The organism is Kribbella sp. NPDC003557 (assembly GCF_040610805.1).
In the GTDB taxonomy this organism is placed as follows: Bacteria; Actinomycetota; Actinomycetes; order Propionibacteriales; family Kribbellaceae; genus Kribbella.
This window is the reverse complement of sequence record NZ_JBEXMY010000012.1, coordinates 1-21,672: the sequence shown is the minus strand read 5'-3', so window position 1 is coordinate 21,672 and position 21,672 is coordinate 1. Positions and strand designations below refer to the sequence as shown.

General features: G+C 69.9%; 25 protein-coding genes. 14 read left to right on the top strand and 11 right to left on the bottom strand.

Annotated features, from left to right (window positions below; all coding sequences use genetic code 11):
* Positions 1–23 precede the first annotated feature (23 nt).
* Entirely contained in the window at positions 24–1,538 is a 1,515-nt protein-coding gene (locus tag ABZW60_RS37310; RefSeq protein ID WP_355485110.1) for an LCP family protein, read from the top strand.
* On the opposite strand, the gene ABZW60_RS37305 is transcribed toward ABZW60_RS37310, so the two are convergent.
* From ABZW60_RS37305 to ABZW60_RS37295, 3 genes are all read right to left on the bottom strand, one after another.
* Complete coding sequence (locus ABZW60_RS37305) at positions 1,539–2,306, bottom strand: SDR family NAD(P)-dependent oxidoreductase (RefSeq protein WP_355485108.1); 768 nt, start codon at positions 2,304–2,306, stop codon at positions 1,539–1,541.
* 50 nt (positions 2,307–2,356) lie between these two features.
* Positions 2,357–3,073, bottom strand: a complete 717-nt coding sequence (locus tag ABZW60_RS37300; protein WP_355485106.1) for a VOC family protein — start codon at positions 3,071–3,073, stop codon at positions 2,357–2,359.
* A 63-nt stretch (positions 3,074–3,136) separates the two neighbouring features.
* Positions 3,137–3,715, bottom strand: coding sequence for a TetR/AcrR family transcriptional regulator (locus tag ABZW60_RS37295; RefSeq protein ID WP_355485104.1), 579 nt, complete (start codon positions 3,713–3,715; stop codon positions 3,137–3,139).
* Between the two features lie 101 nt (positions 3,716–3,816).
* On the opposite strand from ABZW60_RS37295, the gene ABZW60_RS37290 reads away from it, so the two are divergent.
* The 5 genes from ABZW60_RS37290 to ABZW60_RS37270 all read left to right on the top strand — a co-directional run bounded on the left by ABZW60_RS37290 (position 3,817) and on the right by ABZW60_RS37270 (position 8,480).
* Positions 3,817–5,394 (top strand): ABC-F family ATP-binding cassette domain-containing protein, encoded by a 1,578-nt coding sequence (locus ABZW60_RS37290; RefSeq protein ID WP_355485102.1) that lies wholly within the window; start codon positions 3,817–3,819, stop codon positions 5,392–5,394.
* Positions 5,381–6,217, top strand: a complete 837-nt coding sequence (locus tag ABZW60_RS37285; protein WP_355485100.1) for a virginiamycin B lyase — start codon at positions 5,381–5,383, stop codon at positions 6,215–6,217. Before ABZW60_RS37290 ends, ABZW60_RS37285 begins: the two co-directional genes overlap by 14 nt.
* A gap of 57 nt (positions 6,218–6,274) precedes the next feature.
* The gene (locus ABZW60_RS37280) at positions 6,275–7,177 is read left to right on the top strand and encodes a UbiA prenyltransferase family protein (RefSeq protein WP_355485098.1); all 903 of its coding nucleotides are present in this window, start codon (positions 6,275–6,277) and stop codon (positions 7,175–7,177) included.
* Between the two features lie 90 nt (positions 7,178–7,267).
* Positions 7,268–8,077: a phytanoyl-CoA dioxygenase family protein gene (locus tag ABZW60_RS37275; RefSeq protein WP_355485096.1), complete on the top strand. Its 810-nt coding sequence runs from the start codon at positions 7,268–7,270 to the stop codon at positions 8,075–8,077.
* A 67-nt stretch (positions 8,078–8,144) separates the two neighbouring features.
* On the top strand, positions 8,145–8,480 hold the full coding sequence (locus ABZW60_RS37270; protein ID WP_355485094.1) for a hypothetical protein: 336 nt from the start codon (positions 8,145–8,147) through the stop codon (positions 8,478–8,480).
* On the opposite strand, the gene ABZW60_RS37265 is transcribed toward ABZW60_RS37270, so the two are convergent.
* Positions 8,477–9,061, bottom strand: a complete 585-nt coding sequence (locus ABZW60_RS37265) for a YdeI/OmpD-associated family protein (protein WP_355485092.1) — start codon at positions 9,059–9,061, stop codon at positions 8,477–8,479. The two genes, ABZW60_RS37270 and ABZW60_RS37265, sit on opposite strands and share 4 nt — an antisense overlap.
* Positions 9,058–10,023, bottom strand: coding sequence for a WYL domain-containing protein (locus ABZW60_RS37260; RefSeq protein WP_355485091.1), 966 nt, complete (start codon positions 10,021–10,023; stop codon positions 9,058–9,060). Before ABZW60_RS37260 ends, ABZW60_RS37265 begins: the two co-directional genes overlap by 4 nt.
* Before the next feature lie 87 nt (positions 10,024–10,110).
* On the opposite strand from ABZW60_RS37260, the gene ABZW60_RS37255 reads away from it, so the two are divergent.
* From ABZW60_RS37255 to ABZW60_RS37245, 3 genes are all read left to right on the top strand, one after another.
* Positions 10,111–11,079, top strand: coding sequence for an ATP-binding cassette domain-containing protein (locus ABZW60_RS37255; protein WP_355485089.1), 969 nt, complete (start codon positions 10,111–10,113; stop codon positions 11,077–11,079).
* On the top strand, positions 11,079–11,891 hold the full coding sequence (locus ABZW60_RS37250) for an ABC transporter permease (RefSeq protein ID WP_355485087.1): 813 nt from the start codon (positions 11,079–11,081) through the stop codon (positions 11,889–11,891). The genes ABZW60_RS37255 and ABZW60_RS37250 overlap by 1 nt, the downstream gene beginning before the upstream one ends.
* A 93-nt stretch (positions 11,892–11,984) precedes the next feature.
* Entirely contained in the window at positions 11,985–13,142 is a 1,158-nt protein-coding gene (locus ABZW60_RS37245) for a hypothetical protein (RefSeq protein ID WP_355485085.1), read from the top strand.
* A 51-nt stretch (positions 13,143–13,193) separates the two neighbouring features.
* Here the strand turns inward: ABZW60_RS37245 and ABZW60_RS37240 are convergent, their stop codons facing one another.
* A complete protein-coding gene (locus ABZW60_RS37240; RefSeq protein WP_355485083.1) occupies positions 13,194–14,027 on the bottom strand; it encodes an NAD(P)H-binding protein in 834 nt (277 codons plus the stop codon).
* A 91-nt stretch (positions 14,028–14,118) separates the two neighbouring features.
* On the opposite strand from ABZW60_RS37240, the gene ABZW60_RS37235 reads away from it, so the two are divergent.
* Positions 14,119–15,051 (top strand): AraC family transcriptional regulator, encoded by a 933-nt coding sequence (locus ABZW60_RS37235; RefSeq protein ID WP_355485081.1) that lies wholly within the window; start codon positions 14,119–14,121, stop codon positions 15,049–15,051.
* Positions 15,052–15,090: 39 nt separating this feature from the next.
* Positions 15,091–15,627, top strand: a complete 537-nt coding sequence (locus ABZW60_RS37230) for a putative immunity protein (protein WP_355485079.1) — start codon at positions 15,091–15,093, stop codon at positions 15,625–15,627.
* Here ABZW60_RS37230 and ABZW60_RS37225 read toward each other — a convergent pair.
* From ABZW60_RS37225 to ABZW60_RS37215, 3 genes are read right to left on the bottom strand one after another with little or no spacing between them, the layout of a single operon-like run.
* Positions 15,605–16,294 carry an alpha/beta fold hydrolase gene (locus tag ABZW60_RS37225; RefSeq protein WP_355485077.1) on the bottom strand — a complete coding sequence of 230 codons (690 nt, stop codon included), beginning with the start codon at positions 16,292–16,294 and terminating at the stop codon, positions 15,605–15,607. The two genes, ABZW60_RS37230 and ABZW60_RS37225, sit on opposite strands and share 23 nt — an antisense overlap.
* A 15-nt stretch (positions 16,295–16,309) precedes the next feature.
* Complete coding sequence (locus ABZW60_RS37220) at positions 16,310–16,693, bottom strand: pyridoxamine 5'-phosphate oxidase family protein (RefSeq protein WP_355485076.1); 384 nt, start codon at positions 16,691–16,693, stop codon at positions 16,310–16,312.
* Between the two features lie 12 nt (positions 16,694–16,705).
* On the bottom strand, positions 16,706–17,296 hold the full coding sequence (locus tag ABZW60_RS37215) for a dihydrofolate reductase family protein (RefSeq protein WP_355485074.1): 591 nt from the start codon (positions 17,294–17,296) through the stop codon (positions 16,706–16,708).
* 85 nt (positions 17,297–17,381) lie between these two features.
* On the opposite strand from ABZW60_RS37215, the gene ABZW60_RS37210 reads away from it, so the two are divergent.
* A complete protein-coding gene (locus ABZW60_RS37210) occupies positions 17,382–17,834 on the top strand; it encodes a helix-turn-helix domain-containing protein (RefSeq protein WP_355485072.1) in 453 nt (150 codons plus the stop codon).
* 103 nt (positions 17,835–17,937) lie between these two features.
* Here ABZW60_RS37210 and ABZW60_RS37205 read toward each other — a convergent pair whose 3' ends face one another.
* Together ABZW60_RS37205 and ABZW60_RS37200 are read right to left on the bottom strand one after the other, a co-directional pair.
* The gene (locus tag ABZW60_RS37205; RefSeq protein WP_355485070.1) at positions 17,938–18,762 is read right to left on the bottom strand and encodes a phosphotransferase; all 825 of its coding nucleotides are present in this window, start codon (positions 18,760–18,762) and stop codon (positions 17,938–17,940) included.
* 12 nt (positions 18,763–18,774) lie between these two features.
* The gene (locus ABZW60_RS37200) at positions 18,775–19,989 is read right to left on the bottom strand and encodes an MFS transporter (protein WP_355485068.1); all 1,215 of its coding nucleotides are present in this window, start codon (positions 19,987–19,989) and stop codon (positions 18,775–18,777) included.
* Between the two features lie 92 nt (positions 19,990–20,081).
* On the opposite strand from ABZW60_RS37200, the gene ABZW60_RS37195 reads away from it, so the two are divergent.
* Together ABZW60_RS37195 and ABZW60_RS37190 are read left to right on the top strand one after the other, a co-directional pair.
* Positions 20,082–20,984: a LysR family transcriptional regulator gene (locus tag ABZW60_RS37195; protein WP_355485066.1), complete on the top strand. Its 903-nt coding sequence runs from the start codon at positions 20,082–20,084 to the stop codon at positions 20,982–20,984.
* A 161-nt stretch (positions 20,985–21,145) separates the two neighbouring features.
* The coding region (locus tag ABZW60_RS37190) for an ATP-binding cassette domain-containing protein (RefSeq protein WP_355485064.1) at positions 21,146–21,672 on the top strand (527 nt) is incomplete at its 3' end.

The following is a 21,672-nucleotide window of genomic DNA, read 5'->3' as shown; positions in this document are numbered from 1 at the left end:
CGCGTCAGTGAATCGTAGAGGGCATGGCCCCGAGCAGAGCGTCGCGCGCACGCCGGACCACGTCGCGGCGCCGGTCCGCGTTCGCGGCGCTGACGATCGCGGTGCTCGGTGTCCTGCTGCCCGGCACGGCGTACCTCGTCGCCCGGCGGACCAAGCTCGGCGCGACGCTGATCGCGCTCAGCCTCGCGCTGTACGGCGGCGCGGCGTACGTCGGTCTGCGGAAACGGGACGCGGTGATCGGGTGGGCGCTGGACCCCGGGCTGCTGCTCTGGATGATCGTCGGGCTGGTCGCGGTCGCGGTCACCTGGATCGTCGTGCTGGTCACGTCGTACAAGATGCTCCGCCCGCTCACCGCCGGGCCGGGGTCCCGGCTGCTCGGTGCCCTGGTCGTGGGCGTGGTCTGCTTCGCGCTGACGGTGAGTTCGGCCACCGGCGCGCAGACGCTGATGGCGCAACGGGGCCTGGTGAAGAAGGTGTTCGGTGAGACCAAGAGCCAGACGCGGCCGACCATCATCGCGAAGAAGGACATCTGGCAACAGTTGCCACGGCTGAACATCCTGCTGCTCGGTGCGGATGACGGCGAGGGCCGCGGCGGGACTCGGACCGACACCGTGATGGTTGCGAGTATCGACACAAGGACCGGCAACACCTCGCTGATCTCGCTGACCCGGAACTTCATGCGGATGCCGTTCCCGGAGGACTCGCCGCTGCACAAGATCTACCCGACCGGGTTCTGGGACCCGAACGGCCCGAAGGAGCAGTCGGAGTTCTACCTGGACGCCATGTACCGCAACATCCCGAGGCTGCATCCCGGCGTCCTCGGCCCCTCGGACAACGAGGGCGCGGACATCCTCAAGGTGTCGGTCGGCGAGGCGCTGGGGCTGCAGATCCACTACTACGTGCAGATCAACCTGGCCGGCTTCGCGCAGCTGGTCGAGGCGCTCGGCGGGATCACCGTGAACATCAACTACCCGGTTCCGGTCGGCGGCAACGACGACCGGAAGATCCCGCCGAGCCGGTACCTCGAGCCGGGGCGGGACCGGAAGCTGAACGGCACCGACGCGCTCTGGTTCGCGCGCGGCCGGTACAAGGTGCCGACCGCGGACCTCGCACGCCAGGCCCGGCAGCGCTGCACGATCAAGGCGATCGTCGAGCGCGCCACCCCGCAGAACGTGCTGACGAACTACGACGCGATCGCGAAGGCCGGCGAACAGCTGATCCGCACCGACATCCCGCGGAACCAGTTGGGCGCGTTCGCCACCCTGGGAGCGCGGGTGAAGACGGCGAAGATCACCAACGTCGACCTCGACAAGAAGAAGAACTTCCCGACCGGCCGGAACCCGAACTACGCCGGGATGCGCGAGATCGTGGCGCAGGCCCTCAACCCGGCCCGCCGTACAACTGCGCCGCGCAAGACCAGTACGGCGCCGTCGACCACAGCGCCGCCATCTGCCGCTGTCCAGCCGCGGACCACCGCGAAACCCGACGCCGGCGATCTCGCCTCGGCCTGCGCCTACAACCCGGGACCGCCCGGGTGATCAGGCGTAGCGGACGCCGAGGCCGCCGTCGACCGCCCAGTTCGCACCGGTGACGAAGGCGGCGGCGGACGAGGCGAGGAAGCAGACCACCTCGGCGACGTTCTCCGGCGTACCGATCCGGCCGAGCGGGTGCACGCCGAGCGCCTTCTCGCGTTCGCCGGGGATGGTGTCGAAGAACTCCTCGAGCAGGTCGGTGGAGATGTAGCCGGGGCTGACCGCGTTCACCCGGATGTCGTACTGCGCGACGTCGAGGGCGAGCGAGCGGGTCATGCCGACGAGGCCGGACTTCGCCGCGGCGTACGGGAACATGCCGGCCGTGGTCAGCTTGGAGTGGATCGAGGCGATGTTGACGATCGAGCCGCGCCGGGCGTCGATCATCGGCGGCAGGACCTCGCGCGACATCAGGAACGCGCCCTTCAGGTCGACGTCGAACACGTCGTCCCACTCGGCCACGGACATCTTCGCCGGGTCGGCGTAGGAGTTCTTGCCGGCGTTGTTGACCAGCACCGTGACCGGCTTGCCGAGATCGTCGGTGAGCTTGCCGACCGCCTGCCGGACCGACGCCTCGTCGGTGATGTCGCCGACCGCGGCGGCCACGGTCGCACCGGCCTCGGCCAGCTCCGCGGTCGTCGCGGTCAGTGCGTCGGCCAGGACGTCGACGAGCGCGACCGCGGCACCTTCCTCGGCTGCCTTCACCGCGACGGCCCGCCCGATCCCGCGCGCGGCTCCCGTCACCAGCACAACCTCGTTCGCCAACCGACCTGTCACAAACGCCTCCTCGACTAGGGCTCGGGGACGACCCTAGTCGGAGCCGGCGGCTACCCCCGCGGAGTGGTCAGGATGCAGAACTCGTTGCCGTCCGGGTCGGCCATCGCGATCGCGTCCGGACCGTCCTGGCCGCTCTCGAGCCGGGTCGCTCCGAGGGCGACCAGCCGCTCGACCGCGGCGTCGACGTCACCGTCGGCCGGCACAGTCAGGTCGAAGTGCATCCGGTTCTTGGGCGGCTTCGGGCTGACGGGCGGTCCGCCCCAAGCGATCTTCGGGCCACCGGCCGGTGCCTGGATCGCGGTCTCCTCGTCCTGGTCCCAGACCAGCGGGTAGTCGAGCGCCTTGCTCCAGAAGTACCCGACCGCCTGCGTGCCGTCCGAGGCCAGCTCGCCGAGGAAGGCGGTGTCCGCGAGGAACTTGTTCCCCGCCTCGATCACACAGAACTCGTTGCCTTCCGGATCCGCGAGGACGATATGTCCTTCCTCCGGCTGCTGCCCGATGTCGATGTGCCGGCCGCCGAGCTCGACCGCCCGCGCCACCGTCTCCTGCTGCTGCTCGGGCGTCTCGCTGGTCAGGTGGAAGTGGATCTGGTTCGGACGATCCTTCTCCACGTCGCTCTGCAGGAACCGCAGCCGGAACGTCGTCCGGGCGTCGGGGAGCAGTTCGGTCGCGTCGGCCTGATCCCAACCCAGCAGTCCGGCCCAGAACCGCGCCAGCCCGGCGGGATCCTTCGCATCGACGGACAGTGCATGAAGGTTGATGCTCATCGGATCTCCTCATCGGCCGTGGCATTTCACCGTAGGGCGGGGCGGATCGGCACCGCAAAGCAATTAGCGGACCGACGCCGCGGCGATCCGCGCGTGCCGATCAGCCTGGTCGCGGGTCATCGGCTGCCGGAGCAGGACCAGCTGGTGGTAGAGCGGCGCGGTCGCGGTGAGCAGGAGTTGATGGGCATTCGTGCCGGCTGGGATCTCGCCGCGCGCAACGGCCCGGCTGACGACCAGCGCGGTGCGCGCGTAGCGGTCCTCCCAGAAGCAGGTGAGCGCGTCGGCCGCTTCCGGCGTACGGAACGAGGCGGCGATCACTGCCTGGGTGACGGACGGCCGGGCGGTCAGCGCGGCGTGCACCTCGCGGTTGACCTCGATCAGATCGCCTTCCAGCGTGCCCGTGTCGGCGGGCTCCCACGCGTCGTCGGCTCCGGCCTCGAGCAGGTCGACCAGGAGGCCGGGCACGGTCTTCCACCGCCGGTACAAGGTCGTGCGGTGGACGCCGGAACGCGCCGCGACCGCGTCGATCGTGAGCCCGTCGTACCCGTGCTCGGCCAGCTCGGACTCCACCGCCGCGAGCACGTCGGACCGGACTCGGGCGGTCCGTCCCCCCGGCCTGCTTGCGCGAACGTCATCGGTCATGGCATGATCTTAACGCAACATCCGTCGTATTAGGGAGCAGCCAGTGATCTTCTGACCCGCCGTTCGCCGTCACGAACCCGCGAGAGGTCAGGAGGATCCTCATGTCTACCCAGCTGTCCCTGCACGACGTCACCAAGTCCTACGACCACCACCTGGTGCTCGACCGGATCACTTGCGCCTTCCCACCCGGACAGGTCAGCGGCCTGATCGGCGAGAACGGCTCTGGCAAGTCCACGCTGCTGCGGATCCTGGCCGGCCTCGAGCCCACGACCGAAGGCACGACGCAGGCAGCCGGAAGCATCGGCTTCCTGGCGCAGGACAACCCGTTGCCGCTCGACCTCGACGTCCGGGCGCTCGCCGATCACGCCCTCGCCGACCTGCGCCGGATCGAGGCGCGGATGCGCGAGCTCGAAGGCCTGCTGGCCACCGGGCGGGTCGACGTCCTGGACGAGTACGGCGAGCTCCAGACCGTCTTCGAGATCCGCGAGGGGTACGACGCGGACGCCCGGTTCGCCCGGGCGACGCACGGTCTCGGGCTGTCGGCAGTCCCGGGTGATCGCCGGCTGTCCGAGCTGTCCGGCGGCGAACTCGCACGGCTGCATCTGGCCGCGGTGCTCGCGTCTTCCCCGGAGATCCTGCTGCTCGACGAGCCGACCAACCACCTGGACGTGTCGGCCGCGACCTGGTTGGAGGACCACCTGAGGTCCCGCCGCGGTACGACGGTCGTGGTCTCGCACGACCGCGCGTTCCTGGAGCGGGTGGCGTCGACGCTGTTCGAGGTCGACGGCGACACGCACCGGATCACCCGGTACGGCAGCGGTTTCCAGGGCTACCTGCAAGAGAAAGCGGCCGAGCGGGCGCGTCAGGAACAGGCCCGTCAGCAGTGGGAGGACGACGTCGCAGAGATGCGCGTGCTCGTCCGCACCACCGCGGACCGGGTCGCGTACGGCCGGCCGATGAAGGACAACAACAAGGTGGCCTACGACCGGGCGACCGGCCGCGTCAACGAAGCCGAGCGGAGCAAGATCCGCAACGCGAAGGAGCGGCTGCGCCGGCTCGAGGAGGACCCGCCACCGGTGCCGGCGAAGCCGTTGCGGTTCACGGCCGCGATCCGCACGACCGGCGCCGCGGCCGGGTTGGACGTGGTCGGTGTCGCGGTCGAGAACAGGCTGCGGCCGCTGTCGCTCGAGGTACCCGCTGGTGGTCGCGTGCTGATCACCGGACCGAACGGAGCGGGCAAGTCGACGTTCCTCGACGTCCTCGCGGGTGTGCTCCAGCCCGACTCCGGGTACGTCGACCGCCGCGGACGAATCGGCTACCTCCGGCAGGAGACCACCGAACCGCGGCCGGACGAGACGCTGCGCGCGGCACTCGCGCGGCATCCCGGCGCGGCCGGTCTGGGGCTGTTTCGTCAGGACACGCTGCAGACCCGGGTCGGTGCGCTGTCGACCGGCCAACGCCGGCGGCTCGCGCTGGCCCGGGTGCTGACCACGCCGTACGACGTACTGCTGCTCGACGAGCCGACCAACCACCTGTCGCTCGTGCTCGTGGAGGAACTGGAGGCGGCGCTCGACAGATATGCCGGTGCGCTCGTCGTAGTCAGCCACGACCGCCGCTTCGTCTCCCGCTGGCGCGGGACCGTCATCGACCTGAAGGAGAACGCTTATGTCAGTCAGTGAGATCGCGGTCGACGGCGCCCCGTACGGCGTGGTCGCGGCCGGCGGTGAGGTGTGGACGACGCTCGTCCACACCGGCCGGGTCGCCACCGTCTCGGGCCGGGTCTTCGACCTCGACGCGCCGGAGTCGCGGCCGAGCGTGATCGTGGACGGGCCGGACAAGGCCGTCTGGTTCACGCGCAACGGCGACGACCGGATCGGGCGGATCGGGTACGACGGCGCGGTGTCGGCGATCGAGCTCGCGGGCGCGCCGTACGGGCTGTGTGTCGGTCCCGACGGCGCGCTGTGGTGCACGTTGATGAGCACCGACACCATCGGGCGGATCACGGTCGACGGCGACACGTCGACGTACCCGATCGGTACGGCGGGTGCGTTTCCCGGGATGATCACGACGGCCGTGGGCGACCTGTGGTTCACGCTCAACCAGGCCAACGCGATCGGCCGGATGACCACGGGCGGCGACGTCACCACCTATCCCCTGCCCACCGCCGGCGCCGGCCCGGTCGGGATCAGCGCGGGGCCGGACGGTGTCTGGTTCACCGAACTGCTCGCGGGTAAGGCCGGCCGGATCGACGCCGACGGGGAGATCGTCGAGTTCACTCTCGCTGCCGACTCCAAACCGCACGCCGCCGCGGCGACGCCGGACGGCGGCTGCTGGCTCACGCTGTGGGGCACGGCCGAGCTGGTCCATATCGATGCCAAGGGCAACGTCACCGAGCGGGTGGCGTTCGGCGCGGGCGCCGAGCCGCACGGCCTGTACGCGGACGGCTCGGTGTGGGTCGCGCTGGAGAAGGGTTCCGTGGCTCACATCCGGCCGGGCGGGTGAGGAGGTTCACTCGCTGGAGGGAGGACGCATGGGACCACGCGGGAGCACAGTGGTGGTGTGAGCACGGACGTGCAGGTACGGGGACCGCGGGTTCGTGATGTCATCGCGGTCGGCCGCCCGGCGTTCTGGGTGGTGTCGATCGTGCCTTACTACACGGGGATCCTGCTCGCCACGCACCGGCTGATCCCGCCGGTGGACGAGTGGCCGCGGCTGATCGTCGGGGCGGTCGTGATGGGCCCGCTGGTCTGGCTGGCGGTGCTCGCGGTCAACGACGCGTACGACCTGCCGAGCGATCGGCTCAACCCGCGCAAGGCCAAGTCGCCGCTGCTCGACGGGCGGATCACGCTCCGGGCGGTGAAGCGACTGGCCTTCTCGGCGGCGGTCGCCGCGGTCGGGCTGAGCCTGCACGTCGGGATCGTGTTCGCGCTGGGCGTGCTGCTCGCGGTGCTCCTCGGGTACGCGTACTCCGTCCCGCCGGTCCGCCTCAAGACCCGCGCCGGCTTCGATGTCGCCGTCAACGCCCTGGCCCTGGGCGCGTTCGGGCCGCTGGCAGGCTGGGCCGCGATCAACCCGGACCTGAGCGACTTCCCGTGGCTGATGGGCCTGCAGGGCACGCTCGCCGCGATCGGCCTCTACCTGCCGACGACTCTCGCAGACCTGGAGGCGGACCGCGCCGCCGGCTACCAGACCATCGCGGTCCGCTTCGGCGCGCGCACGACATACCTGATCGGGTACGGCGCCTGGGTCGCGGCGGCCGCGCTGTCGGTGATCCTCGCCGCGACCGGCACGATCATCCCGCACAGCATGCTGCTGCTCGAGGTGGTGATGGTCCCGGTCCTGATCGCGGCGTACGGCAAACTCATCGGCCCCCGTCAATCCTTCAAGGGCATCATCGTCCTGGCCGGCCTGTTCCTCTTTCCCTGCGGAACGTTCGCCCTCACCTACACCGGAGTCTTCTAGAGCCGCCTGCTGCACGTGCACGTGCACGGCGGGCAAAGATTTGATCACTGATCTTTACAGCGATGGAACGTGCCGGAACCCTTAGGTCGCATGACTCTGACCCGCCCGGAGCTCGAGACCGACTACACCCTCGGCCGGTCCGACCTCGCACACTTCCGCGAGCACGGTTTCGTGAAGCTGAAGAACGTGCTCAGCGCCGAGACGATCGCGGAGTACGAGCCGGAGATCACCGACAAGGTGATCGAGCTGAACACCCAGGACGTGCCGCTGGAGGAGCGCGACACCTACGGCAAGGCGTTCCTGCAGGTGACGAACCTCTGGCAGGACAGCGAGCGAGTGCTGGAGTTCGTGTCCTCACCGCGGTTGGCGCGGATCGCGGCGCAACTGCTCGGCGTGCAGTCGGTCCGGCTGTACCACGACCAGGCGCTGTACAAGGAGTCCGGCGGCGGTGTCACCCCGTGGCACGCGGACCAGTACTACTGGCCGTTCGCGTCCGACCGGTGCGTGACGGTCTGGATCCCGCTGCAGGAAACGCCGATGGAGATGGGCCCGCTGTCGTTCGCGGCCGGCAGCCACACGTTCGAGCACGGCCGGGACCTGCCGATCAGCGACGAGTCGGAGCGCGTGCTGCAGGAAGCGCTGGCCGAGCAGAACTTCCCCGAGGTCTCCGAGCCGTACCAGCTCGGCGAGGTCAGCTATCACCTCGGCTGGACCTTCCACCACGCGCCGCCGAACACCACCGACGTCCCGCGCCGGGTGATGACGATCATCTACATGGACGCCGGCATGCGGATCGCCGCCCCGGCGAACAAGAACCAGGAGATCGATCTCGCCCACTGGATGCCCGGCGCACAGCCCGGCGATCCGGTCACCTCCCCGCTCAACCCGATCCTGTACTGACCGGCCCCGCCCGGCCGCCACCGCAACTCGGACGCGCTCTGTACCTATTGGTATGTACGATGCTGCCATGAACTCATCGATCAGCCGTGTCGTCGTGCTCGACCAGCACCTGCCCGAAGAGCTCCCGGTGCAGCGCGTCGAGGTCCGCCGGATCACCATCGACCCGCACACCGCCCTCGGCGCCCACGTCCACAACGGCCCCGTGTTCGGCAACATCGTGTCCGGGTCGGCCGTCTACCAGCAGTCCGCGGACGCCGAGCCGCAGGTGCTCGGCCCCGGCGACGTGTTCTACGAGCCGGCCGTCGACACCATCGCCCGCTTCGACACCGAGGACGAGGGCGTCACGTTCCTCGCGTACTTCCCGCTCACCGCCGGCCAGGACGCGACGCTCGACCTCGTCTAGAGCGTCCGCTTCTGCGGGTAGATCGTCTCGCCGCGGGCCAGCTGGTCGACGTACAGGGCGATCCGCCGGGCCCGCGTCTCGGGGCGTTTCGCGTCGTTCACCCGGAAGACCACGGCGAACCGGTTCGCGCTGGTCAGGATCTCGAACATCGCCTGCGCCTTCGGCTCCGCGGCCAGCGCCGCCGCGAGGTCGGGCGGCACCTCCTGCGACCGCGACCCGTCGTACGCCTTGTCCCAGCGGCCGTCGGCCTTGGCGAGCTCGACCTGCGTGCGGCCCGCCGGGCGCATCCGGCCTTCGGTCTCCAGCCGCGCGATCAGGTCGACGTTCCGCTTCGACCACAGGCTGCGCGGCCGCCGCGGTGTGTACCGCTGGATGAACGTGTGCTCGTCGCGTCCCCGCCGCTGCCCGTCGATCCACCCGTGGCACAAGGCTTCCTCGAGCGCCTCGTCGTAGCTGAGACTCGTCGGCGTCGTGACGTTCTTCTTCGCCAGCACCAGCCAGACCCCGTCCGACTCCTCGTGGTTCTCGTGCAGCCACGCCAGCCAGGCGGCGGCGTCCGCGACGATCAGTTCCGTGGTCATGAGGCAGCCTCCTGGTAACGGGCGGCCAACTGCGCCGCCGCATCCTTCAACTCCTGCGGTCCGACGAAGTCCAGATCGCACTCGAACATCCCGAACGTCGCCGCCAGTCCGGTCCACGACCAGGCGGTCAGGATGAGCCGGCAGGTCGTCGGCGTGACCTCCTCGACGATCGCCCCGCGGCCGGCGTACTGCGCGATCAGCGACGCCGGCGCCTGCAGGATCGCCTCGCCACGGCAGGGATTCTGGTCCTGCCCGTGGAACTTCGCCGAGATGTACGTCGCCACGTCCGGCGCCGGCAGTTCCCGCGGCGTGAACCGCGGCCCGGTCGGCGTCTTCGGCGTCATCCGGTCCACCCGGAACGTCCGCCAGTCGTTGCGATCCAGGTCCCAGCCGACCAGGTACCAGCGCCCGCCCCACGTCACCAGGTGATGCGGCTCGACCTTGCGCGGCGGCACCCACTCGTCGGTGGCGGCGCCGGGTGCGGCGTAGTCGAAGCGCAGGATCTCGCGCGCCCGGACCGCCGTACCGATCGCGATCAACTGGTCGGAGTCGACCGTCGTCCGGCGGTTCGCGTACCGGTCGACCGTGGTCACCTGGAGGGCGTCGACCCGTTGCCGCAACCGCGCCGGCATCACCTGACGAACCGTGGCCAGCGCCCGCAACGCGCCCTCCTCGATCCCGGTGACCGTGGTCGTCGCGGTCTGCAGCGCCACCGCGACCGCGATCGCCTGGTCGTCGTCGAACAGCAACGGCGGCAGATCGGCGCCCGCGTCCAGGCGGTACCCGCCGTCGGGTCCCTTGGTCGCGCGGACCGGATACCCGAGGTCGCGCAGCCGGTCCACGTCGCGGCGGACGGTCCGCGGGCTGACTTCCAGGCGATCGGCCAGCAGTTGGCCGGGCCAGTCGCGGCGCGCCTGCAACAAGGAGAGCAGCGCGAGCAAGCGGGCTGAGGTCTCGGACATGACTTCAGATTGCCACGAGTAGCGGCCAGAACCTGTCCTCTTCCACTGGAAATGTGAGCCGCAGAGAACCTGACCGAAGGAGAGATCGTGATCAGCACCCGAGCGCTCACCCGGGACTTCGTGGTGAGCCGGACCGAGACCGTGCACGCCGTCCGCGGGATCAGCCTGGACGTCGAACCCGGCGAACTGGTCGCCGTGCTCGGCCCGAACGGCGCCGGCAAGACCACCACGCTGCGCATGCTCACCACCTTGATCACGCCGACCGCGGGCACCGCGACGGTCGCCGGGTACGACGTGACCAAGCACCCCGGCCAGGTCCGGCGGCGGATCGGGTACGTCGGCCAGGGCAACGGCGCGGGCCACACACAACGGGCCGGTGACGAACTCGTCGGGCAGGGCGTGATCTACGGGCTCGACCGCCGCACCGCCAAGCGGCGGGCCGGCGAACTGCTCGAGGCCCTGGAGCTCACCGACCTCGCGCACCGCAAGGTGTCGGAGCTGTCCGGCGGTCAGCGCCGGCGGCTCGACGTCGCGATGGGGCTGGTGCACGCGCCGTCGCTGCTGTTCCTCGACGAGCCGTCGACCGGGCTCGACCCGCAGAACCGGGCGAACCTGTGGGACCACATCCTGCGGATGCGCGAGCAGTACGCGATGACGATCGTGCTCACCACGCACTACCTGGACGAGGCCGACTCGATGGCCGAGCGGGTGGTCGTCGTGGACCACGGCGAGGTGATCGCCGACGACACCGCCGACGGCCTGAAGGCCGAGCTCGCCGGCGACCGGATCGCGCTGACCGTTGCCCCTAGCAACCTCAGCCGCCTGCAGCAGGTCGCCGAGAAGGTGTCCGGGGTCCGTGAGGTGGTGGCCGTCGGCGACGAGCTGAGCGTCCGGGTCGCGGACGGTCCGGCGGCGCTTCCCGAGCTCGTCGCGGCCGCGCAGCAGCACGGCGTACCGGTCGCCGCCGCACAGGTGCACCGCCCGACGCTCGACGACGTTTTCCTCAACCTCACCGGCCGCAGCCTGCGCGAAGCCACCGACGGAAAGGCAGCCTGATGACCACCCTGACCCTGTCCACGACTTCGGTAGCTGCTCCGGCCGAGAGCTCGCGGAACCTGCTGCGGGACGTGCGGATCGTGATGACGCGCGAGCTCAAGCCGGTGCTGCGCGACCCGTTCAGCCTGCTGTTCGGGATGATCCAGCCGCTGGTGTTCCTCGCCCTGTTCGGCCCGCTGCTGTCCGGTTCGATGGGCGGCGCGTTCGGCGACGGGGTCTGGCAGTGGTTCGTCCCGTCGATCCTGGTGATGACCACACTGTTCGGTACGTCGACCACCGGGGCCAACCTGCTGTTCGAGTTCCAGACCGGGGCCCACGAGCGGATGCTGGTCACGCCGTTGTCGCGCTCCTCGTTGCTGATCGGCCGGGCGCTGAAGGAGATGGTGCCGCTGTTCGGGCAGGCGGTGATCGTGATCGCGGTGATGACGCCGTTCGCGTTCGACCTGCACCTCGGCGGCGCGCTGGTCGGGCTGGCCCTGCTCGCGGTGTTCGGCGTCGGGCTCGGCTCGTTCAGCTACGCGCTGGCGATCGCGGTCCGCAAGCAGGACTGGATGTTCTGGGTGGTGCAGCAGACGTTCCTGTTCCCGCTGATGATCCTGTCGGGCATGCTGCTGCCGCTCGAGACGGGTCCCGGCTGGATGCGGGTCGCGTCGAAGTTCAACCCGTTGTCGTACGTCGTGGACGCCGAGCGGACGCTGTTCTCGGGCGACGTGCTGTCGAGCGCGGTGCTCTGGGGCTGGGTCGCGGCGATCGTGACCGCGGTTTTCGGACTGACCGTCGGCATCCGGACGATGCTCCGCTCAGCCGATTGACCCAAATGGGTCAGTGTCCCGGCTGGGCCGTCTTCATCGAGAGAAATCACCTACGGTAGCGCTCAGATCACCCACCGCCCCGAAGGAGATCTGATGAGGCCCCGCCCCGCCTTGTTCGCAGTACTGACCTCACTGGCCGCCGCCGCGCTCGCCACCTCGAGCGCGGTGGCCGCGCCGGTTCCCGCCGCCGATACCGCCAGTTCGGTGGTGGCCGCGACCGACACCGACGGCGACTCGTTGCCGGACACCTGGGAGACCAACGGGTACGACGCGAACGGTGACGGCACCGTCGACGTGGACCTGCCCGCGATGGGCGCGAACCCGAAGAAGAAGGACCTGTTCGTCGAGATGGACTACATGTCCGGCCGGCTCGCGACGACGGCCGCGCTCGACCGGATCGTCCAGGTCTTCGCCTCCGCCCCGGTCAGCAACCCGGACGGCAGCACCGGCGTCAAGATCCACCTCGACGCCGGCTCCGCCCGGGGTACGGCGTACAACCTCGGCGGCGGCAACGAGGTCGCCTACGACGCCGACCTGAACCCGTCGGCCACCCAGACGAACGCGATCAAGGCGGCCAACTTCGCGTCGGCGCGCAAAGCGGTCTTCCACTACATGCTCTGGGGTGACAGCTACGACGGCGGCTGCAGCAGCGGCCAGGCCTTCAACATCCCGAACGACACGTTCATCGTCACGGTCGGCCCGAAGTGCAACTGGAACGCGACCGACGACGTCAACGTCGGCACGTTCATCCACGAGCTCGGACACAACATCGGCCTCAAGCACGGCGGCACCGACAACCTGAACTACAAGCCGAACTATCTGAGCGTGATGAACTACTCGTTCCAGCTCGGCGGTGTGCTGAAGGCCGACGGCACCAAGTACTGGGGCTACTCGAGTGTCCAGCCGACGTCGATCAACGAGGCCCGGCCGGACGAGACGGTCGGCCTCGGCAGCCTGGGCGCGGCGTACCGGACGAGCTGGAAGTGCCCGAACGGCTCGACCCGGACCACGGCCGGCGCGGCGAACCGGCCGATCGACTGGAACTGCGACGGCGACACCACGGACACCACGACGGCCGCCGACATCAACGGCGACAAGACCACGTCGATCCTGATCGCGCAGAACAACTGGGCGAACATCGTCTTCGGCGGCGGCGCGGTCGGCGGCGGCAGCCAACTCCAGTCCAAGACCCCGGCCACGGAGCTGCAGGAACTCACCCACGACGAGTGGACCGAGATGCAGCACCGCTGAACAGGCCCGAGGCCCTCGCACCTTCAGGTGGGTGCGAGGGCCTCGCTGTGTTCAGACGTCCCACACGCCGGTCTTCGCGGTGTCGCGGGCCCAGTCGGTGAAGTCGCGGGGCTTGCGGCCGAGGACCTGCTCGACGCCGTCGGACACGTATTCCGAGCGGTGGTTGCGGATGACGGCGAACAGGTCGCGGACCGCGTCGGCGTCCTCCGGCGTCAGACCCTGCTCGATCAGTTCCGCGATGTGCGCCTCGGGTTCCAGGTCGACGTACGAGATCGGGCGGCCCGTCGCGTCGGTGAGCTCGGCGGCGATCTCCGTCATGGTGAGCGTGCGTGGGCCGGAGATCGCGATCGTCCGGCCGGCGTACGACTCGTCGAGCAGGGCCGTGGTCATCACGTCGCCGACGTCGTCGGTGTCGATCCACGCCTCGCCGCCGGTGCCGGCCGACAGCCGGATCTCGCCGGCCAGCACGTGGTAGCGCAGGAAGTCCTCGCTGAAGCCCTGCGCGAACCAGGCCGGTTGCACGATCGTCCAGTCCAGACCGCTCGCCGTCACCACGTTCTCGAGGTCGAGCGAACCGTCGTACACCGCGAAGTCGCGCCCCGGGCTCCCCACACCACGGCCCGACAGCAGGACGAGTCGCCGGAGCCCGCGGGCCTGCTCGACGAACTTGCCGGCCTGGGCCAGTCCGGTCGGCCCGACCGGCGGCGCGAGGTACGCCGTGTCCGCGCCGGCCAGCGTGTCCGCCCAGGTGCTCTCGTCGTACCAGTCGAACGGTTGCGCGCTCGAGCGGGACGCCAACCGGTACGGGACGCCCCGGGCGTCGAGCTGCGCCGCCACGCGACGGCCGGTCTTGCCTTTGCCACTGAGGATCAGAATCGGGTTCATGGCTCCAGTTCACCGGAGCGAGGTGAGACAAACCATGGCCGTATGCCGCAATTCGATGTTCGGAACGCTCAGCCTGTCGTAGGCTCCTCGTATGGACGTGCTCGACGAACTGCTGACCGGGACCCGCGCGCAGGACGGGGTGTTCAACCTGACGATCCTGGACCTGCCCTGGGCGCTGGAGATCCGGGACGAGGCGCCGCTCGCGCTCGCGACGCTGGTCCGCGGCTCCGGCTGGCTGGCCCGCGACGGCCTCGAGCCGCTGCGGATGGAGCAGGGTGACGTCGCGATCGTCACCGGCCCGGAGCCGTACGTCGTGAGCGACAGCCTGACCACCGCGCCGCAACTGCGGATCCACCCCGGCGGCCTCTGCGAACCGTTGCCGGGGGCACCGATCGACTATTCGGCCCGGCTCGGCGTGCGAACCTACGGCGGCCGCAAGTCCGGCGAGGTGATGGTTGCCAGCGGCACCTACCAGGTCGCGGGCGACGTCAGCCGCCGGCTCGTCACGGCCCTCCCGCCGGTCCTCGTCGTCCCGGCGGGGGACGTCGCGGGGTCGGTGATGGAGATGATCGCCAGCGAGATCCAGCGGGACGCGCCGGGGCAGCAGAGTGTCCTGGACCGATGGCTCGACCTCGCGCTGATCACCACGCTGCGGGCCTGGTTCGACCGGCCGGACTCGCATGCGCCCGGCTGGTACCAGGCGCAGACCGACCCGGTGGCCGGGACCGCGTTGCGGTTGCTGCACGAGGATCCGGCGTACCCGTGGAACGTCGCCGAGCTCGCGGACCGGGTCGGGATCTCGCGGGCGTCCCTGGCCCGGCGATTCACCGCGGTCGTCGGCGAGGCGCCGATGAGCTACTTGACCGGCTGGCGGATCACGCTCGCCGCCGATCAGCTCCGGTCCACCCGGGACACCGTCGAGACGATCGCCCGGCGGGTCGGGTACGCGAACGCTTTCGCGTTGAGCGTTGCGTTCAAGCGGGTCCGGGGGATCACGCCTACCGCGCACCGCCGGGCGGCGTGAAAGCCTCAACGGACGGGTTCAACGATACGATTGAGGCTCATGGGTCATGAAGCAATCCCGCTGGAGCTCGGCGAACTGCGTCGACTGAGCCTGTGGACCGCAGACTGCGCCGAGCAGTCGCTGCCGCTCTACGAAGCCGTGGCTCCGGGCGATCGGCGACCGCGTGAGGCCATCGAGGTCGTTCGCACGTTCGGCGCCGGAGGCAAGCGGACGAAGGCGATCCGGACCGCTGCGTTCGCCGCGCTGAAGGCGGCCGGCGAGCTGGACGACCCGGCCGCGGAAGCAGCCGCCCGGGCCGCGGTCGGCGCGGCCGGCTCGGCGTACCTGCATCCGTTCGCGGCGGCCACGCAGGTGAAGCACATCGTCGCGTCCGCGCAGTACGCCGCTTATGCGCACGAACTGGCGACCGCGGATCCGTCGGCCGCCGACGCCGTCATCCGCTGGGCGGTCGAACGCGTACCACCCACCGTCCGCGAGGTTCTCGCGCGCTACCCGTTCGGCACCCCCGGCCGCGGCCGGCTCGGTGAACTGCACCGTCAGGTGGAGACCGAGCTCAGGCGATCGTCGACTTCATGAACGCGAGCGCCTGCGGCCACGCCAGCCGGAAGGCGTCCTTGTTGACGTCCTTGTCGTGCCGGGACTTGTCCGAGAAGCCGTGGTCCGCGCCCGGGAAGTACTGCGTGAACGTCGCGCCCGCGGTCCGCGCCTGCAGCACGGTCTGCAGCGTCTCGAAGTCCGCGTTGGGTACGGCGGCGTCCGCGCTCGGGTAGCTCACCAGCACCGGCGCCGTGATCCCGGCCGACTCGGCGATGGCGTCGTACGTGTGGTGCGGCGGCCGGTCCGACGGCACCGTCGGGTGGAAGGCGACGACATTCGAGACCCGCTGGTCGCGCGCCGCGAGCAGGAACGCGAAACGGCCGCCGAGACACCAGCCGATCACCCCGACCTTGCTGCACCCGAGCTCGTCGAACAGGTAGTCCAGCAACGCGCTCTGCTCGCCGAGGGCGGCGTCGTCGTCCATCTCCCGCAGCATCCCGGAGAGCTCTTCCCGCGTGGCGTTGTCGGTGCTGCGTCCCTTGAACGGATCCCACGCCAGCGCGGTGACCCCTTCCCCGGCCAGCTCGTCGGCCCACGCCCGGACCTGCTCACCGATCCCGGTGATCATCGGCAGCAACAACATGCCGACCCGGCCGACACGCGCGAGATAAGCGTCCTGCTCCCCAACCGTCACCGTCACACCCATGCGCGCATCCTAAGGTCAGCTGACGCCCACGGTCTGGTGGTCCACCTCGATGACGCCGATCACGCGCTCGACGTCGCGGCCGTAGGGCCGGCCGATGTACTTCTGGGCGATCTGGTCGACGAGCTGCCAGCCGGCGTCGCCGTCGATCCACTCGACGACGCGGCCGCGGACGATGACCGGCTCGTACGGGTTGTCGACCGGCGCGAGCGACAGGGCGACGCGCGGGTCGTTGCGGAGGTTGCGGGCCTTCCGGGAGTCGGGGCCGGTCAGGAAGATGATCTTCTCGTCGAGCGTGCTCACCCACAGTGGGATGGAGTGCGGCGACCCGTCCGGCAGGACCGTGGCCAGGTGCGCGATGGACGTGCTCTCGACGGCGTTGCGTACGGCGGGCTTCAGCATGGCTCTGCTCCTTCAGCGGACGATCTCGTAGTGGAGGTGGGTGACGCCGGGCGCGGGCACTGCTTCGACGAGGTTGAGCCGCACGTGCTCCGGCAGCTCCTGGAAGAACGGCCGGCCGCCGCCGAGCAGAATCGGCACCTGGTGCAGGACGAGCTCGTCGACCAGACCGGCCCGCAGCGCCGCGGTCGCGGCTCCGCCACCCATCAGGCCGACATCCTTCCCGCCGGCCAGCTCACGGGCCGCGGCGATCGCGTCGTCGATGGTGTTGGCGAGAGTCTGCCGCTCGCTGATCTCGGCCACCGGGCCGTGGCTCAGCACGACCAGCGAGGCCTTCGGGTGCGGGCTGCCGCCGCCGAAGTGACCCGAGTCGTCGTACGTCTTGTGCCCGGCCACCACCGCGCCGACCCGGCCGGCGAGCGCGTCGAAGACCCGCGCGCTCGGTGCGCTCAGCTTGAAGCCGTCGAACACCTGACTCGGAGTGTCGCCGTCGAAGTACCAGTCGAACAGCATCGGCGCGTCACCCAGACCCTGGTCGGGACCGGAGTCGCGTCCGGTGATGTAGCCGTCGACCGAGACCGCGAGCGCGCAGATCACCTTGCTCATCGTTTTCACCTTCCCTCGGGGTTCCTTGAAGGAACGCTAACATACTGGAGTTCCTTGAGGGAACCCCAAACGCTAGACTGCTGTCATGCAGCGGACGAACTTCAGTGAGATGGCATGCTCGATCGCGCGCACGCTCGACGTGATCGGCGAGCCGTGGTCGCCGTTGATCCTGCGCGACATCTGGGTCGGCTTCTCCCGGTTCGAGCAGCTCCAGGCGGATCTCGGGATCTCGCGCAAGGTGCTGACCGAGCGGCTGAACCACCTCGTCGACCGCGGGGTGATCGAGCGCCGGCCGTACGACCAGCGGCCGCGGTACGAGTACGTGCTGACCGGCAAGGGCCGGGAGCTGGTCGACGTGCTGATGGTGATGGTGGCCTGGGGCGACAAATGGCTGGCCGGCGAGGCCGGTCCGCCGGTCCTCTACCGCCACCACGCGTGCGGGGAGATCAGCCACGTCGACCTCACCTGCGCCCACTGCGGCAAGCCGATGCACGCCGACGACGTCGACGTCCTGCCCGGACCGGGCGCCGCAGCCTGATCGGCAGCTCGACAGGAGGTGTCGGCCTCCACCGCCCGATCCGCGCGGCGGCTGAGCGTAGGCGCGGCGCGCAGTAGACGTACACGTACTGTCGAGCTGCCGCCTAGCCGCAGTACCGGCGGAACACCTCGAGGGTGCTGTCGACCCGGTTGATCCGGTCGAAGCCCCAGGTGTCGACGCCGGGGCGGTCGACCTCGTGGATCACCCGGGCGGACAGGTCCCGCAGGCCGCGGGCGAGCAGCGCGAACTCCAGGTGGCCGGGGTCGAGGTCGTCCGCGCCGTACTCGTCGAGGAACTCCACCAGCCGGTCCCCGTCGGCCGCGACCCACACGTCGTATTCCCGCGGCCCGATCACGGCGTTCTCCCAGTCGAGGATCGCCGCCACCTCGCCGGCGTCGTCGATCAGCACGTTCAACCCGTGGAAGTCCGTGTGGCACACGACGTCGCGCACCGGCTCGAGCCGGGTCCGGACGTCGTCGAGCCGCGCGATCGCCGCCGCCACCTCGTCCGCGCGATCCGCGATCCACGGGTGCTGCAGATACCCCATCAGCTCGCGGATGTGCGGCTCGCTGACGTCCGGCGCCGGCAGGGTCACGCGCACCGGCGCCTCGTGCACCTGCCGCAACGCGCGAGCCACCACCCGCCAGTCGCCCCAGTCCGCCGTACGCCCTTGAACATAAGGGAAAACGGCATACACCCGGTCGCCACTCAGCGCGGACAGATGTCCCTCCACCGTCCGCAGCGGCTCCACCACCGGCAGCCCGAGAGCTCCCAGATCCTCCAGCCGCTCCAAACCGATTGCGGGCTCGCCCGGCTTCCAGGCCTTCACGAACCACCGGCCGTCCGCCACCCACCCGTCCGTGGCGAACCCGCCGGCGTGAGGCATCAGTTCCGTGACGGTCAGCCCGTAGTCGCGTTCGAGATCCACCCCGGCATCAGATCACCTCTGCTGGGCGGCGAGCATCCGTAATACGGCGGCGTTGACCAGGATCAGGATCAGCGCGGAGAACAGCAGCAGGGCGACCTCGGCGGGGAGGAGCGCGATGCCCAGGCCGATCGCGAGGACGGGGATCGCCAGGCCGGCGTACGCGATCAGGAAGAGCGCGGCCAGCACCTCGCCGCGCGACGACGGGTCGGCGAGTGAGGCGGCGGTCGCGACCGCGCCGCGGAAGACCAGCCCGACACCGGCGCCGGCGACGACCCCGCCGACGACGAACAGGTACAGGTTCGGGAGCAGGCCGCCGACCGCGACCCCGACCAGCCCCACCGACATCGCGATCAGGCCGAGACGAAGCTGCGCCGGGCGGGAGAGGCGGACGAAGACGACCTGGCTGGCCGCGCCCGCGATGAACACGGCGAAGGTCACGACACCGGCGAGCAACCGCGACGTGTGGTGCAGGACGCCGGCCAGGAACGTCGGCGCGAGCGACGTGAAGAGCCCGAAGATCGCGAACGCCGCGAAGGCCCCGATCGCGGAGGCGAAGAAGAGCGGACGCGCCGCAGACGGCAGCGCTACCCGCTGCGGCCGGTACGCCGGACGCTCCTCCAGACGCTCCACCGTCTCCGGCACCAGCGCGATCCCCACCGCGCTGATCAGCAGCAGCACCAGGAAGATCTCGTACGGCCGCTCCAGCGGCGCCGACACGTACTGCGCCAGCAGCCCGCCGACGAGCGGACCGAACGCCAGCCCGCCGAGGTTCACCATGCTCGAGATCAGCGCGGACCGGCTCGGGTCCTCACCGGGACGCGCGACCTGCCGCAGCTCGGACAGGTGTGCGGTCGCGGTCGCCGTCAGTACGCCGACCCCGACACCGCAGACGAACCGCGCGACCAGCAGGCCGGGGACCTCCGGCCAGATCAGGAAGATCGCCGCCGACAACGCCTCGGCGAGCACCGCGAGCAGCGCGACCCGCCGACGCCCGAGCCAGTCGCTCACATGGCCCGCGAGATACAGCGACGCCATCACGCCGACCGCGTAACTGGCGAAGATCACCGTGATCACGTACGTCGGGAAGCCGTCGCGCTGCTGGTAGATCGCGTAGAGCGGGGTCGGGATCGTCGAGAAGGCCATCGTGGTGAGGAAGGCCGCCGCGATCACCCAGAACCCCGGTGCATAAGCGAACCGGAGCCGTACGCCGGTCCGCGAAGACGTCATGGTGGACATGGTTCCAGCGTGCCGCGCGGCATCTATCGAGTCCAACGAAAGTTCTTGCACGCTCTTATCGTCAGATCCGATAATTCGATGCTGTGGACAGTCGCCAGCTGGAGTACTTCGTCGCCGTCGCCGAGGAGCTGAGTTTCACCCGCGCGGCGCAGCGGCTGTTCACGGTGCAGTCCACGGTCTCGGCCGCCGTCCGGGCGCTCGAGACGGACCTGAAGACGACCCTGTTCGACCGCTCGACCCGGCGCGTGGTGCTGTCGACCGCCGGTCAGGCGCTGCTGCCCGAGGCGAAGGCCGCGCTCGAGGCGCTGGACCGGGCACGGGCCGCGGTCGAGGAGGCGTCGTCGGGGCTGCGCGGCAGCATCCGGATCGGGACGCTGGCGCGGCTGAGCCTGGTGAACATGGCCGAGTTGCTCGGCGCGTTCCACCGTATGTACCCGCTGGTTGAGGTGCAGGTGGCGACGTCGCCGACCGGGTCGACCGGCCTCGCGGACGACGTACGGCACGGTCGGCTGGATGTCGCGCTGCTCGGCCTCCCGAAGCCTGAACTCAGCGGCCTCGACGTGCGGGACATCGCCACGGTGCCGTTCGTGGCGCTCGTACCGTCGGCGCATCCGCTCGCGGGGCACACCGGCGTACGGCTGGAGGATCTGGCCCGGGAGCGATTCGTCGACATGCCGGCCGGGTTCGGGAATCGCAAGATGGTCGACCGGGCCTTCGACGCGATCGGGACGCCGCGACGGATCCAGGTCGAGGTGCCGGAGCTGACCACGATCCCCGACTACGTCCGGGTCGGGCTCGGCGTCGGCATCGTCCCCGACCTCGAACTGCCCGCCGCGCACGGCGTCGCGAAGCTCCCGATCGAGGGGACCGAGCTGACCTGGACGCTGTCCGTGGTGACCGCCGGCGGACGCCGGCCGAGCCGCGCGGTCACCGCCCTGCTCGACCTGATCGGCGACTCGACCCGGCCCGAGGGTCCGTACTTCTAGGCGCATCAACGGCGGATTTATATCACCCGGGAATGTAAGTGGGCTGTCGTTCGTTGTCACCAGTACTTGGTGATGCGGCACCGAGAAGACACCCAAGACCTGGGCGCCTTTGCTACGGATCGTCCGGCACGTTCCTGCCGGCGAAGGAGAGGAAGCGCGACATGGCAACTGTCTCGTTCAAGGGAGCCACCCGGGTCTACCCGGGCACCGATATCGCCGCGGTCGACAAGCTCGACCTGGACATCTCCGACGGCGAGTTCATGGTGCTCGTCGGACCGTCCGGCTCCGGTAAGTCGACGGCGCTGCGGATGCTGGCCGGGCTCGAAGAGGTGAACGCGGGAGCGATCTTCATCGGCGACCGCGACGTCACCAACGCCCCGCCGAAGGAACGCGACATCGCGATGGTGTTCCAGAACTACGCGCTGTACCCGCATATGTCGGTGGCCGACAACATGGGCTTCGCCCTGAAGATGCAGGGCATCCACAAGGACGAGCGCGCCCAGCGCGTGCAGGAGGCCGCGAAGCTGCTCGGTCTGGAGGAGTACCTCGACCGCAAGCCGAAGGCACTGTCCGGTGGTCAGCGCCAGCGCGTCGCGATGGGCCGCGCGATCGTCCGGAACCCGCAGGTCTTCCTGATGGACGAGCCGCTGTCGAACCTCGACGCCAAGCTGCGCGTGCAGACCCGCAC